The following is a 281-nucleotide window of genomic DNA, read 5'->3' as shown; positions in this document are numbered from 1 at the left end:
GGGTAATACGAATCATCCATTAACGGGTGCTTACGCTAATAGTTTTAATTCAGCGATAAGAAATACCCAAACAATGAATAGTGCGCTTGAAGCCGCCCCTGAACTTATTACCTCATTTAGCGATACAGGGTTGTCGAAGCAACTAGCTGCGGTAGCTAAGGCGATTAGTGTGCAAGCAAAGTTAAGTACGCAGCGCCAAGTGTTTTTTGTTTCTATGGGAGGGTTTGATACACACGATAATCAATTGAATACTCACCCTGCATTGCTTAGCACACTAGCAC

1 protein-coding gene is annotated in these 281 nt (G+C 43.1%); it reads left to right on the top strand.

Annotation, left to right across the window (positions count from 1 at the left end):
* Nucleotides 1–281: hypothetical protein (locus AAEY88_RS13050; RefSeq protein WP_350563066.1), on the top strand; the 281-nt coding region annotated here is incomplete at both ends.

This window comes from Psychrobacter sp. CAL346-MNA-CIBAN-0220 (genome assembly GCF_040309805.1).
In the GTDB taxonomy this organism is placed as follows: Bacteria; Pseudomonadota; Gammaproteobacteria; order Pseudomonadales; family Moraxellaceae; genus Psychrobacter.
Note: the sequence above shows the minus strand (reverse complement) of the source record. Positions and strands in the feature narration are given on the sequence as shown.